At 43.0% G+C, this 14,507-nt stretch carries 9 protein-coding genes and 1 other annotated feature; of the genes, 5 read left to right on the plus strand and 4 right to left on the minus strand.

Annotation, left to right across the window (positions count from 1 at the left end; translation table 11 throughout):
- Positions 1-92 precede the first annotated feature (92 nt).
- From CTER_RS22395 to CTER_RS22410, 4 genes are all read left to right on the plus strand, one after another.
- Positions 93-1,694, plus strand: coding sequence for a spermidine synthase (locus tag CTER_RS22395; RefSeq protein WP_004629894.1), 1,602 nt, complete (start codon positions 93-95; stop codon positions 1,692-1,694).
- A gap of 533 nt (positions 1,695-2,227) precedes the next feature.
- Complete coding sequence (gene gltX, locus CTER_RS22400; protein WP_004629838.1) at positions 2,228-3,679, plus strand: glutamate--tRNA ligase; 1,452 nt, start codon at positions 2,228-2,230, stop codon at positions 3,677-3,679.
- Positions 3,680-3,766: 87 nt separating this feature from the next.
- Positions 3,767-5,485 carry a glutamine--tRNA ligase/YqeY domain fusion protein gene (locus CTER_RS22405; protein WP_004630191.1) on the plus strand — a complete coding sequence of 573 codons (1,719 nt, stop codon included), beginning with the start codon at positions 3,767-3,769 and terminating at the stop codon, positions 5,483-5,485.
- Positions 5,486-5,542: 57 nt separating this feature from the next.
- The gene (locus CTER_RS22410) at positions 5,543-6,757 is read left to right on the plus strand and encodes a cofactor-independent phosphoglycerate mutase (RefSeq protein WP_004629826.1); all 1,215 of its coding nucleotides are present in this window, start codon (positions 5,543-5,545) and stop codon (positions 6,755-6,757) included.
- Between the two features lie 74 nt (positions 6,758-6,831).
- On the opposite strand, the gene CTER_RS22415 is transcribed toward CTER_RS22410, so the two are convergent.
- Complete coding sequence (locus CTER_RS22415; protein WP_004630083.1) at positions 6,832-8,388, minus strand: 2-isopropylmalate synthase; 1,557 nt, start codon at positions 8,386-8,388, stop codon at positions 6,832-6,834.
- A 140-nt stretch (positions 8,389-8,528) separates the two neighbouring features.
- Positions 8,529-8,753 (minus strand) — a binding site (T-box leader).
- Between the two features lie 69 nt (positions 8,754-8,822).
- Positions 8,823-9,503: a hypothetical protein gene (locus CTER_RS22420; RefSeq protein WP_004630145.1), complete on the minus strand. Its 681-nt coding sequence runs from the start codon at positions 9,501-9,503 to the stop codon at positions 8,823-8,825.
- Positions 9,504-9,682: 179 nt separating this feature from the next.
- On the opposite strand from CTER_RS22420, the gene CTER_RS29080 reads away from it, so the two are divergent.
- A complete protein-coding gene (locus tag CTER_RS29080) occupies positions 9,683-9,811 on the plus strand; it encodes a hypothetical protein (protein ID WP_004629594.1) in 129 nt (42 codons plus the stop codon).
- A 118-nt stretch (positions 9,812-9,929) separates the two neighbouring features.
- Here CTER_RS29080 and CTER_RS22425 read toward each other — a convergent pair whose 3' ends face one another.
- Both CTER_RS22425 and CTER_RS27205 read right to left on the minus strand, forming a co-directional pair.
- The gene (locus CTER_RS22425) at positions 9,930-11,450 is read right to left on the minus strand and encodes a glycoside hydrolase family 43 protein (protein WP_004629787.1); all 1,521 of its coding nucleotides are present in this window, start codon (positions 11,448-11,450) and stop codon (positions 9,930-9,932) included.
- A 127-nt stretch (positions 11,451-11,577) separates the two neighbouring features.
- Entirely contained in the window at positions 11,578-14,454 is a 2,877-nt protein-coding gene (locus tag CTER_RS27205) for an RICIN domain-containing protein (protein WP_004629925.1), read from the minus strand.
- Positions 14,455-14,507: the final 53 nt, after the last annotated feature.

A 14,507-nucleotide genomic window follows, 5' to 3' on the forward strand; every position in this document is an offset into this window, starting at 1 on the left:
TTTTCTGCAACGGAAAAATTTTCAAGAATGTGAAACGTTTTTTAAACCTATGCGTTATAATCTACCTTACGAAAGGACAGGAAAAAGAACACATGGAAAAAAAGCTGCTTTTGTACGCAACTTCGTTTTTTTGCGGAATGTCCGTAATGGCTGTTGAATTAAGCATTTCAAGATTATTAGCTCCAACCTTCGGAACTTCCCAGATTATTTGGACAGTCATAATAGGTCTGATAATGATTTCTCTAAGCATAGGCAATATTCTGGGCGGCAGGTCGGCCGACAAAAATAACAGCCTTAACAAATTGTACATGATTATATGGGGTGCCGCCCTGTGGATCGCAGTCATTCCCTTTATCGGCAAATACGTTATCATTGCTATTACCGGGTTATTGGCATTGTTCTTCTCAAATGACCTGCTGGTCACGGGTACTGCAATATCCTGTCTTGTTCTGTTTTCGGTTCCTTTGGTAGGTCTTGGCATGGTTTCTCCCTATCTGGTGAAGCTGGGTGTGACCGATCTTGAAAATGCGGGCAGGACCACCGGCAAGATTTATGCCATGAACACCATCGGAAGTATAATAGGAACATTTTTACCTACATTTGTTACAATTCCTTATATTGGAACCAATAAAACCTTTTTGCTGTTTTCTTTAATATTGAATCTCATTTGTTTGAGTTATTTCTTAATCAGGAAGATAAGACCCATTAAAGTTATAATCAGCTCGCTGTTGGTTTTTATGCTGATTTTCCTTCCCCTTTCCAATTCATACGCCTTCTGGAAGGATTGTATCCTGGAAGACGAATCGATTTATAATTATCTCCAGGTCTCGGAGGACGAGGAAGCGGTTTATCTCTCCACAAATGTGGCTTTTGGAGTACAGTCGGTATACAGGAAGGACAACAAGCTGTCGGGCCTTTACTATGACTATGCACTCATGGCACCTCAGTTTTTAAAGGAATTCAGTCCGGACAATAACTTGGACCTGCTTATACTTGGCAATGGTACGGGTACATATGCCAAGCAGTCCAGGATATATTACAAAAATGTAAAAACCGATGCGGTTGAAATCGACCCGAAAATTGTAGAGCTCTCAAAGAAATACTTTGGCGTAACCGAGGATGAGGCCACTGTCTATGAAACCGACGGCCGCACTTTCCTGTCGGACAGGAATTGCAGAGAGTATGATGTAATAATGGTGGATGCCTACCATGACATAACCATCCCTTTTCATATGACGACAAAGGAATTCTTTACCGAAGTATCGAGTCACCTCAAACCCGGAGGTGTGATCATACTGAATATAAATATGAAGTCAGAGGGCGATAACCCTATAAATCAATACCTCAGCCAGACTGTTAAAAGTGTCATGAACAAAGTTTATACCTGCGATATAGCCGGTACCACCAATGTTATGCTATTCGCCTCAAATGATGCAGATATGGTCAATAACTTTGATATTAATACAGGTAAGTTTGACAGTCAGAATCCTCTTCAGAGAGTTTCACAATATGTACGTCAGAATCTCCAGGAGGTTACCGGCTCGGAGCTGGTATTCACTGATGACCTGGCTCCTGTTGAAGTTCTGGGGCAAAGTCTCCTGAACGATATCGTTAAGGATGAACTGGCCAGCTTCAAGGATATGATAAATTTTAAGGAAAAAGGGTTGCAGGGAATCTTTGATATGCTTAAGTAATAAAAGATTTCCTTTGTGAAAAGTGATTTAATTCATTGAAACCTTGACACATATTATTTCAAAATAATATAATATAGAACAACCTATTAATTTATTAGCAATGACGATAATAAGTACTTCTTTAAGTTCTTAAAATCAATTGTGCTGCAATTGACCTGCAGAGAGCCGGAGATGGTGGGAATCCGGTAAGAACACTGATGGAAACAGGTATCCGAGCTTCGGGCTGAAGAAACATTTATCAATCAATTCTTCAATGGTTTCAAGAGAATCAAAGCGGATTTGACATTAAATGAAGTAAGCCTGACGGTTTGCTCCCGTTACAGAGAGAGGAATGAACAAATAATAATGGTGATTATTATTTTTCCGTTCTGTAAAGTGGGCTTTGCCAAGCACGGTGGTACCGCGGAAGTTAAACCTTTCGTCCTGCATATGGACGGAGGGTTTTTTTGTTATATCCGGCGCAGACAAATGTGGTTACGCCACCTTTGTTCTTAATAAAAATAATACTATATTACGGAAAGGAGTTAGATACCATGCAAACCAGAACCAGATTTGCACCAAGTCCAACCGGTTACATGCACATCGGCAACTTGAGAACCGCGCTGTATGAATATTTGATAGCCAGAAAAGAAAACGGAAAGTTTATTTTAAGAATAGAGGATACTGATCAGGAACGTTTTGTTGAAGGTGCGGTTGATATTATTTACAAGACTTTAAAGCTGGCCGGACTTGTTCATGATGAGGGTCCTGATATCGGCGGAGCTTATGGTCCCTATGTGCAAAGTGAAAGAAAGGGCATGTATCTGGAATATGCCAAAAAGCTGGTTGATTTAGGCGGAGCATATTACTGCTTCTGTTCCAAGGATAGGCTTGCCGCCCTTAAGGAAGAGCAGGAGGCTGCCGGCCTGGGCCACAGATATGACCGTCACTGTCTCAATCTTTCCAGGGAAGAGATCCAACACAAGCTTGCCAATAATGAACCCTATGTCATCAGACAAAAAATGCCCGACACAGGTACAACCAGCTTTGAAGATGCCGTTTATGGGACAATTACCGTTGACAACAGCGAGCTTGACGACCAGATTCTCATAAAGACCGACGGACTCCCCACCTATAACTTTGCCAATGTTATAGATGACCATCAGATGGCTATTTCACATGTTGTAAGAGGTAATGAGTACCTGGCTTCCACACCGAAGTACAATCTTTTGTACCAGGCGTACGGCTGGGATATTCCCACCTATGTGCATGTTCCATTGATATTGAAGGCTTCAGGACAAAAACTCAGCAAGAGAGCCGGAGATCCTTCCTTTGAGGACCTGGTTTCCATGGGTTACCTGGTTGAGGCAATAGTAAATTATGTGGTCCTCCTTGGCTGGAGTCCCGGAGACAACAGAGAGATTTACTCTCTTAAGGAGCTGGAGGAGATTTTCGACATCAAGGGTATCAGTAAATCACCGGCTATTTTTGATATAAACAAACTTACCTGGATGAATGGCGAATATATCAGAAAAATGCCTGCTGAAGAGTTCCACAAATTGGCTCTGCCCTATTATGAAAAAGCCATAACCAACAAAAATATTGACACTATAAAGCTAAGCAAACTGCTGCAGCTAAGAACCGAAGTCCTGACCACCATACCCGAAACTGTGGACTTCATTGATGAGCTTCCCGATTATGATATACAGATGTATGTTCACAAGAAGAGCAAAACCACCCTTGAGAATTCTCTGGAAAGCCTGAATTCGGTGCTTCCTGTGCTGGAGGCCATCAGTGACTGGAATTTTGATGCTATCCATGAAGCACTGTTTGCACATATTGAAGCTCTGGGTATTAAGAACAGTCTTATGCTCTGGCCTATAAGAACCGCTGTTTCAGGCAAGGCGGTTACTCCCGGCGGTGCTGTCGAAATAGCTGATATCCTTGGAAAAGAGGAAACCCTTAAGAGAATCGGAATTGGTATCGAAAAGCTGAAAAGCTGCTGATTATAAATACTATATATGCTATATAATACTGTAAGATACAAATCAGACAGTCAAAAAATTTGACTTATTATATATGGAGGTAAAACAATGGCTGACGAAATTATAAACACCCCGGCAATTGAAGAAGAAAACCCCGTCCCGTCAAACTTTATATATGACTTTATTGATGAGGACCTGGCCGCCGGGAGGGTACCCGATAATATTATAAGAACAAGATTTCCTCCCGAACCCAACGGTTATCTTCATATAGGCCATGCCAAAGCTATATGCATTGATTTTGGCACTGCACTGAAATATGGCGGCAAATGCAATCTTAGATTTGACGATACAAACCCCAGCAAGGAAGATGTGGAATACGTTGAGTCCATCCAGGAGGATGTAAAATGGCTGGGTTTCAACTGGGATAATATATTTTATGCATCGGAATATTTCGGTATTATGTACGAATGTGCAGTTAAACTTATCAAGGACGGAAAAGCCTTTGTCTGTGACCTGACTGCCGAGCAGATACGCGAACACAGGGGAACTCTCACCGAGCCCGGCAAAAACAGCCCATACAGGGACAGATCGGTGGAGGAAAACCTGGATTTGTTTGAAAAAATGAAAAACGGGGAGTTTGCCGACGGTTCAAAGGTGTTAAGAGCTAAAATAGCCATGGCTTCCCCAAATATAAACATGAGGGATCCGGTCATATACAGAATCCTCAGAGCACATCACCACAGAACCGGAGATCAATGGTGCATTTACCCCATGTATGATTATGCCCATCCCATTGAGGATGTTGTGGAGGGTATCACCCACTCCCTCTGCTCCCTTGAGTTTGAAGATCACAGACCTCTTTATGACTGGGTCAAAGTGAATGTTGACCTGCCTGCAAAACCAAGGCAGATCGAGTTTGCACGTTTGAATCTGGCATATACGCAGATGAGCAAACGTAAACTTCTTCAACTGGTGAACGAAAAGTACGTAAGCGGCTGGGATGACCCCAGAATGCCTACTATTTCAGGCCTGAGAAGGCGTGGATATACTCCCGGCTCAATCAGGAGCTTCTGTGAAAAAATAGGTGTTGCAAAAAACAACAGCCTTGTTGACTTTGCGCTGCTGGAACATTGCATAAGAGATGAGCTGAACTTCAGCGCATCAAGGGTTATGGCTGTATTAAGACCGTTGAAGGTGGTTATAGAAAACTACCCCGAGGGTCAGGTGGAATGGTTTGATGTGGAAAATAATCCCGAGAATCCTGAGATGGGCACAAGAAAATTGCCTTTCTCAAGAGAAATTTATATTGAGCAGGATGACTTTATGGAAGATCCTCCGAATAAATTCTTCCGTTTGGCTCCCGGCAAAGAGGTCCGTTTAAAGAACACTTACTTTATAACCTGCCGGAGTGTGGTAAAGGATGAGACTACCGGAGAGATCGTCGAGCTGAGATGCACTTACGATCCTGAATCCAAGGGCGGCAACTCCCCCGACGGCAGGAAGGTAAAAGGTACGCTTCACTGGGTATCGGCATCCCACGCCGTAAAAGCCGAGGTCAGGTTATATGATCACCTGTTTATGAAAATCGATCCCGAGGATGTTGAAGAAGGTAAGGATTTCAGATCAAATATTAACCCAAATTCTCTTGAAATTATTGAGAACTGTATGGTTGAGCCCGATCTTGTAAGGGCAAAACCCGGAGACAGGTTCCAATTCCTGAGAATGGGCTACTATTGTATTGACAACGACTCGACTGAAAACAAGCTGATTTTCAACCGGACAGTGGGTCTTAAGGACACCTGGGCAAAGGTGGTTACAAAGGGCTAATAATTTTATGGAGGTCATGCGGGGGATTCATTTATCTCCCGCAGATAGGGAGATTATATGAAATATGTTGTTGTTTTAGGTGACGGCATGGCAGATTATCCCATGAAGGAATTGGATAACAAAACACCGCTGCAGTATGCAAAAAAGCCGAATATAGATATGCTTGCCAAAAAAGGTACCGTAGGTCTGGTCAAGACTATTCCGGAAGGAATCCCTCCGGGAAGTGATGCAGCCAACCTTTCGGTTATGGGCTATAACCCCCGGGTATACTATACCGGACGCTCTCCGCTGGAAGCTGTCAGCATGGGTATCAGTCTCCTGCCCACCGATGTGGCACTTCGCTGCAATCTGGTTTATTTATCGGAGGACGAGTCAAACTATGCCGACAGGACCATGATCGACTACAGTTCCGACGAAATCTCAACCGAGGAGGCACGCGTACTGATAGAAGCAGTAAATGCAGCTTTGAAAAACCAAAACATTAATTTTTATCCAGGCATAAGCTACCGGCATTGTCTGGTGTGGAGCAATGGAAAAACAGGGCTGGGCTGTACTCCTCCCCACGATATTCTGGAGAGAAAAGTTACCGATTATCTTCCAAAAGAAGAATCCGGAATGTTGCTGGACTTAATGATAAAGAGCTACGATATTTTGAAGGATCACCCCGTAAACCGGTCCAGAAGGGACCGCGGACTCAGGCCAGCCAATTCAATTTGGCTCTGGGGAGAAGGCAGAAAACCTGCTCTGGCCTCCTTCAGTGAAAAGTATGGCAAGACCGGAACCATGATATCGGCAGTTGACCTGTTAAAGGGCATCGGCCTGTGTGCAGGTCTGGAATCCGTTGACGTAGAGGGAGCAACAGGGAATATCCATACAAACTTTATCGGAAAGGCCAACGCTGCCATAGCAGAACTGGACAGCGGTAAAGACTTTGTTTATGTCCATGTGGAAGCTCCTGATGAGTGCGGACACAGATATGAAATTGAAAACAAGGTAAAATCAATTGAATACCTGGACCAGAAAATTGTCGCTCCCATACTTGAAGGACTGAAAAAGCACAGGGATTACAGGGTTTTGGTGCTCCCAGACCACCCCACACCGCTGAGTCTACGCACTCATACTTCTGAACCTGTTCCGTTCATAATATATGACAGCACCCGGGAAGTTGTTTCGGAGGCACAGTGCTATGATGAGGCAGAAGCCGGGAAGACAGGTATTTTCGTCGGAGAAGGCTATAAACTGATGGATTGGTTCATAACCGGAAAAATATAGTGAATTTATTACCCCCGCAGCCGGTGTCCCCTGGAAACACCGGCTGCGGGGGTTGTTTTTGAAATGTGCTTCTGTCAATTCACCTTTTCCAGAATTATTGCATTCAACCCGTTTATCAGGGCAAGTGCACTGGCCTTGATGACGTCGGTGTCCATGGCCCTGGCCGTATAAATTTTTTCGTCGTGACAGATCCTGATGCTGACCCTTCCCAGCGCTTCCTTCCCTCTTGACATGCTGCTGATCTTATATTCCTTAAGGTCCACATCCAGGCCTGTAATATCCTTTATTGCAGTATATAATGCATCGATTGGACCATCTCCTACAGCACTGTGCTTGAAGGTCTCCTTCCCTTTTTTCAGCTTGATGGTGGCAGTGGGAAAAATATCATTACTTATTACCTGGAAGGAAACCAGTTCGTAAAGGTCAAGCTCCGCACCGGCACTGCCGTGTCCGCCGTCAGCCCTGCTGCTGTTATGCCTTTGGAGCAGATAGTAGACATCATAGTCGTAAACCTCCTTTTTAGCATCGGCAAGCTCCAGAAATTGATTAAAGAGAGCTTCGAAGTCCGTTTCACTCTGATACCTGTAACCCAGTTTTTCGGCTGCATTCCGAAATGCGTGGCGGCCCGACCTGGCCGTCAGGATTATATCCATCTTTTCTACTCCCACATCTTCGGGGGCAATGACTTCATAAACCGCTCTGTCTTTGAGCAGACCGTCCTGATGTATTCCCGAGGAATGTGCAAAAGCATTGTCCCCGGTTATTGCCTTGTTAACCTGTATGTCCAGTCCCGTCAGATTGCTCACCAGCCTGGAAGTTCTGCAAATTTCTTTTGTATTGATATCGGTGTGGGCATCATAGTAGGCAGACCGCAGTTTCATGGCCATCACCACTTCCTCAAGGGCCGCATTTCCCGCCCTTTCTCCGAGGCCGTTGATTGTACACTCGATTTTGTCGGCACCGTTCTTTATGGCGGCCAGGGTGTTTGCGGTGGCAAGCCCCGTATCGTTATGGCAGTGAACGCTCAAAATAACCTTGTCATTAAGGTTTTTCAAACGGTAATTGAGCTTTCCTATGAGTTCTCCGAACTCTTCAGGCACCGCATAACCAACTGTATCGGGAATATTGATCATAGTTGCCCCTGCTTTTACAACGGCCTCAATAGTTTTCCACAAATATTCGAATTCCGATCTGGAGGCATCTTCCGTTGAATACTGGACATAGGGCATTAATGTTTTGGCATACTTTACGGCATCCACTCCCATTTCCATTACTTCCTCCATTGTCTTATTAAATTTTTTATTGACGTGAACCTCAGATGTCCCAAGCACTATATGAATTAATGGATTTTGAGCCATTTTTATACTCTGGTATACCGCATCAATATCACTTTTTACCGCTCTTGCCAGAGCAGTAATCATGATGCTGCCGTTACCGATTTGTGACGCTATTTCTTTTATCGAATTGAAGTCTCCCTGGGATGAGGCCGCAAAGCCGGCTTCAATGATATCAACATTTAATGCCTTCAGCTGGTGTGCCAATTCAATTTTCTCATGTAGATTCAATTTGGCTCCGGGAACCTGTTCTCCGTCCCGCAAAGTCGTGTCAAGTACTAGTATCTTTCTGCTCATAGAAAAACCTCCATCAAATAATTATATTTAGTTTCAGTCAGCTGCTCAAACCCGGAATTTGAACAGCTGTTTTTCGTCTTGAAAAGTCTCAATTATGGGAATTTTTTTACTTTTCAGGACAACAAAAAGCCCCATCTCAGTATAGAGACGAGGCTGACTCGCGGTACCACTCTAATTAATTCTTAAGAATTCGCTCTTTCGACGGCTATTACCATCTATCCCTGTAACGGTGGAATTCCGGCTTACCCTACTTGTCGGGCAGCAGTTCGTGGATGAGTTCAAAATCATCAAGACTGCCGGCTCGCACCAAATGCCGGCTCTCTGTAAGCTTTTAGATTTCTAATATTTCCAGTCATTACCTTTAACATTTATTAAATGATAACCTAATCGCTTAAAATTGTCAATAACCAAATTAAGGTGATGTGCCCGGCTGGTTAAATTATTCTGGTTACACTGGCCGGAGTTATGCCGAAATTGTTCCAGTCAATATATCTTACATCTTCACTCCAGCCGTCATATACCTGAACAAAGTTTCTGTCGTCACAGTGCTCCCTACTGCTGCCGAACTCTCTATAACCGGTAACTGTGACAGTATGCCCCTCATAATCACCGCAGGCAATGTTCAGCAATACAGGATTCATGTCATCTATACTGTTTTTAATGGCCTTTAATTTTCCAATATATATATTATTCGGTTTGCTGCGCTCATAACCAAACTTCTTCCAGGTATCTCCAACCATTGTCTTTATTTCAAAGGGAGTGTATATGAATAAATCTCTCAAAATTCCTGATTTTTCCGGATCATACCCATGCTTTACTCCTATTTCCCTGACTATGGCATATATCTCATGGATATCTGATGGAATCTCATGAAACCCCAGCTCTGAGTAATATTTCATAATCCTGGTTATGGAAGCCAGGGTGCAGTTATTCCGGTTATCCGGCCCAAAAATAGTTTGCTTGAAATTTAAAATTGTCTCTATATTTTTACTCTTTTTTTGCTCCCAGCCTATCCCAAGCTCAAAAGCTGAATATCTTTCAATATCTTCAATCCCTCCGTAGCCTTTAAACTCCTTATGCTGACCGTTCTGCTTCAGATTGCCTGCTTCCGACATAATTGGCCTGCGACCTCCCTTCAGTTATTCATTTACATACCTTCTGACGGAAAAAGTATTCCATGCTTCATAACATGCTTCATAATATGTAAAGAATAACATTTGGGTTGAATAAAATTTATCTATTTACAGATTATATTACTGAATATCTTGGAAAATCTCTCTCAAAGGAGTTATTTATGTTTAAAGGAAAAAAGAACAAGAGTACCTCAAAACCCAATGCACAAAACAAAGCAGAGCAGGCAGCCATTCAGAATCCTGATAATCCAAAGTTCAGTGATAAGTTTAAAGGCAAGCTGGATGATTGATGATGATTTTTTATTGGGCAAAAGGCCATGTAACAGGTTACATGGTCTTTTAATGTAATAGTATGAACCCTGCTTTAAGCAGAGACATAAGTTTTAAGGATATTGCATTGAACTAAATTTATTCCTTAGATCCTCCTCCAGGTCCATCGTGAAGATAAGTAAAAAACTCAAAGTCAGCACTTCCGGCCAATGTACCGTTTGTAAAAATGCCTACTCTTGCCCCCTTCCAATTTGCGTTAGAACACCCGAATCCCCTTCCCAAACTTATAAAGGCTTTATTATCAAAACTATATTTAAAGCTGCAAAAGTTATTGATGTCTATATCAGCTAATAACCATATTTTATTTTCAGCTATACATGGTCCTATTATAAAGCCGCCATCTATGCTTGCAACTACCCGGTCCATACCGTCAATCTTTTTAATACCTATCCATTGGGCGGACTTGCCGATCAAAGTCAATCCTGCCTGCTGACCATCCGCAATATTTCCAGTATCAAGCAATGTAATTATTCTTCCCCTATCACCCATAATTTTCTGGGTCAGGACATTTCTTGTCAATAAAACATCAGTATTCTCATCAACAGGCTGAAGGGATAAAAACCCGGCGCGTTTGGTTAAAGACCAGCTGGAGTTCACAGGGTTATGGTTCCACTGCCACTGCAAACCTAACCTTTCACTCTTGAAATCATCTGAGGTCACGGGTGCTACTATTTTATCATGTTCAAATCCTGTATCCGGCTTCCTGTGAACTATGACAGGTTCGCCAATACCGTCGTCATCAATATCCACTCCTATTAAAGGCCAGCCATCCACCCATTTTACAGGGTTCAAATGCACAACCCGGCCTATAGTCCCTCTATCCTGAAAATGTAAAAACCACCACTCTCCGGACAGAGTATCCACAATTCCTCCCTGATGGGGGCCATTTATTCCGTTACCCTCCTTTAATACCTTTTTTGCTTCATAGGGACCGTAAATGCTGCCGGATCTGCATACTGTCTGCCAGCCTGCGGCAACGCCTCCCTCCGGTATTATAAGGTAATAATATCCGTTCAGTTTTAAGAATTTGGTTCCTTCCGCCACAGGTCCCCGGTAAATCTCAACTCCTTCATCCAATATACATTTACCGTCGGGACTCATTTTATGCAGTATAATGGGACCTGCACCCAGAATGCTGTGTCCGAGATATGCATTTCCGTCATCATCCCAAAAGGGACAGGGATCCTCCCAGCCCTTTATATTGACCAACTGATGTAATTGTTCCCAGGGTCCCTCAGGACTTTTTGCGCTGGACATGAACAGGCCTTCATCAGGAGTACAGAAATAAACATAAAAAGTCCCGTTGTGATATCGTATGCTTGGCGCCCAGCTTCCACCCCCATACCTGTTCATGTATACATAATTTTCATTAATATCCAGTCCGGAATATATTTGAGAGATATAGTTCCAGTTAACCAGATCCTTTGATTTGAGCACCTGCATTCCCATAAAATGAAAATCCGAACATACCATATAAAAAGTATCGTCCACTCTTATTACGTCAGGATCCGAATAATCTGCATTCAATATAGGATTTCTAAAAGTACCGTTTCCCTGATCTCCCCAGGTTCCTGTATATATTAAATTTGATTTATCCATAGTAGGTTCTCCTCTTGCTTTAATTGATGCTTATTTTAACAATATTGGTTTGAGAGATAAAACTGGAGCCCGACAGCTCCAGTTTTATCTCTCCTGATTACAAGCAAAATAATTTGCGCTCTTTATCTCATGGTACAATTATCTGCCATTGCTGATCATTTGAACCCGTATACGGCCACTGGATCAGATCGGCTCCGTCATTTGTGGCTCCATCCCTCACTGCTATGATCTTACCGCTCTTCCGGTTTATGATTTTGTAATAACCGCCGCCTGCGTCAACAATCTGCCACTGCTGATCAGGATAATCATTTGAATAAGACCATTGACAGTAAAGAGTCCCATCATTGGCGGAACCTCCCTGAAGTGCCAGATACAATCCACTCTTTCTGTTCATTATCTTGTAATAGCCGTCTCCCGCATCGACAAACCTCCACTGCTGATCAAGACTTGAGCTGTCAAATGGCCACTGGATCAAGGTTGCCCCTTCATATGTTGAACCGTACATTACTGCAGCAGCTTTACCGCTCTTACGGTTAACGATTTTATAGTTAGCATTGGGAGCCGGAAATGAACCGAGAGGGACACCGGCTGCAGTTGCGATAGCTGATGTATTGCCGTCACCGTCCACTGTCTGAATACCGTAGGTATCACCTGCAACACCCGTATCATCGAAGAAGAAGGTCCCCCTTGATACTTTGCTGAAATACTGCCCATTTTTGTATACGTTGTAATATGATATCCAGTTGTTGTCTATTCCTGTTGTCCATGAGACCTCATTACCTCCGTGGGACAAATATGTTGCAGGTGCCCCTTTAACATTTGTCGGAGCTGTAGGAGCAACTATGTCGGTTTGAGCATTGGGACGGTTCTGGAGATTTAAAAAGAATATCTCCCCTTTTGCAAGGTTTGTAACCTGTATTCCATCCGCCATCCACTGAGCACCTGTTTTTGTGGCAGCTGCAGCACTTCCGCACAGAGTCTGCATGGTATACTCGGTTACAGGGTTCAAGCCCTTTGGATAAAGTGTGAAGTTTGATGAAAACAAATCAGATCCCCTGCGGACTGTAATAAATGCTTTGGCGTTGTCCGCATTTGTTTTCTGCAGGAAATAAGTTTTGTCTCCTGTACTGACAGTTGGCCTGTAAACCTTGGAATACCTACCGGATACTCCTATCTTCATAAAATAGCTACGAAGGTCTATATCCTTGCGAAGATTTTCCATATCTGTTGCCTGCATAGGTGTTGCAGCATTTGAATAGCAGTCAATGTTGAAGTTATAGCTGAGTTTTCCGCGTCCTTCAGGATCATAGTTTGGCCATTGCACCGTATCATAAGAAGTATTTGCTACAATTTTATCCGGAGGTACAAGCATTGAAAGGTAATAACCGTCATAATGGTAGCTGTCGCCGTCGGTAGGCTGGACTATCTCTGCAAACCTGTTGTTTTCAATATTTATGCCTCCACCTCCCGATGAACAGTTAAAAATTCCTGCATTTGGGTTGGAATCTTTGAATGCTTTGGTCAACGCATAGAAATTATTGTTTTGTCCCAGCAGGACCGAGGTAGGTCCACCATTGCCATCAAAACAGATATCTCCGTCGTAACGCCACATATGACTTCCCCAGTCTTTCTGCATACGGTTCACCAAATTCAGTTCCCAGTTGAAAACCTCTTGCAAAGCCTGATTCAAGTGCATACCATATCCATTTGGCCTGTAGTCGTTTTCCACCTGCCAGCCAGGGTTGTTTACCAGTACTGTTGAGGTTTGTTCAGCGTGCCACACAGGCATCCAAACAGCCATATTCATTCCATGCCTTTTTGCGTAATTATTTATATCTGCCATATGGTCGGTGGTATTCCAGCTGCCCGAGTCATCAAATACGCCACAATCTATCCACAGTAAGCCTGCTCCCAGGTAACCCGCATTATTTATTGCAGCATAGGCATTCGGTTCCTGAGGTTTTCCTTTGAACTGGACCATATTCACCTGTCCCATGTACTCTTCACGTGTATAATCCCATTTATACCGGTATTGGTAATCAAGTATTGTATTGCCCAGATCATCTGTATCACCCTTAAATACACCTATGGTACTTTTAGGGGCTGTAACAGTTTCATTATTGGAAACAGCCAGGTTGCCTACCACCGCATTGTTTTCCAGTGTAAAACTTTTACCTCCCACCAGGCCTGCTTTTGTATTCCACTTTGCCATATAATCAAATGTTATGAATAATCCGTCATTATTGGACCTGTTTCTCAATGCAAAGAATTCCTGGTATTTATTGCTTGCACCTACATTTGCAACTGAATTTCCGTTAGTATGACCATCAACTGTCATAACCTCAACCGGATCCAATACCGAATCAAAAGTTCTGGAATAGTTTGGTGTAGCAGCTGCCGTTTTCAAAACATTGCTGCCTGTAAACCAACTGCCTCCCGTCATATAATGCAGGTCCACATTGTTCAGCTCGTTTTGCATAAATCTTTTCAGGAAAATACCGGGATTTGAAAAGCTTTTGGTAGCTCCCGAAACATTTTTAAAATCTGACCATTCCTGGATAACCCCTGTAGATGGATAAACTATATAATGACGTGTAACTTTCACCACATTGTTATGGAAGGTTATATCCAGCTGAATTTCTCCCTGGGACAGTGTGTTTGTACCGTATGTATCGTAGATCCATCCTCCGCCGCTGCCCTTATACTCGGCAGAATCTATCCATATGGAGAACTCTTCCGAGTCTGTAGCGCTTCCCTGTACGTATTCACGGTTTGTCAGTTTATTTTTATATGATATAAGTGAAAAATTTCCTCCGGAAAGGCATACCTTACTTTCGACCATGCTTGTACCCATAGTCCAGATACCCGTCTGTGAGTCATAATTTACATAAGCATCACCCGAACTTGCCCCGAGAGCGGGCTGACTTTCAAAAGCACAGAACGTTATAAGAATTAAAACAGCCAGCAATATGGAACTTAGACGCTTTAACCTGATTTTAAGCATAACTTTCTCTCCTTTAATATAATTCATAAGAATTATTTAACACCATATCTTCA

This window comes from Ruminiclostridium cellobioparum subsp. termitidis CT1112, from assembly GCF_000350485.1.
Lineage (GTDB): Bacteria > Bacillota > Clostridia > Acetivibrionales > DSM-1351 > Ruminiclostridium > Ruminiclostridium termitidis.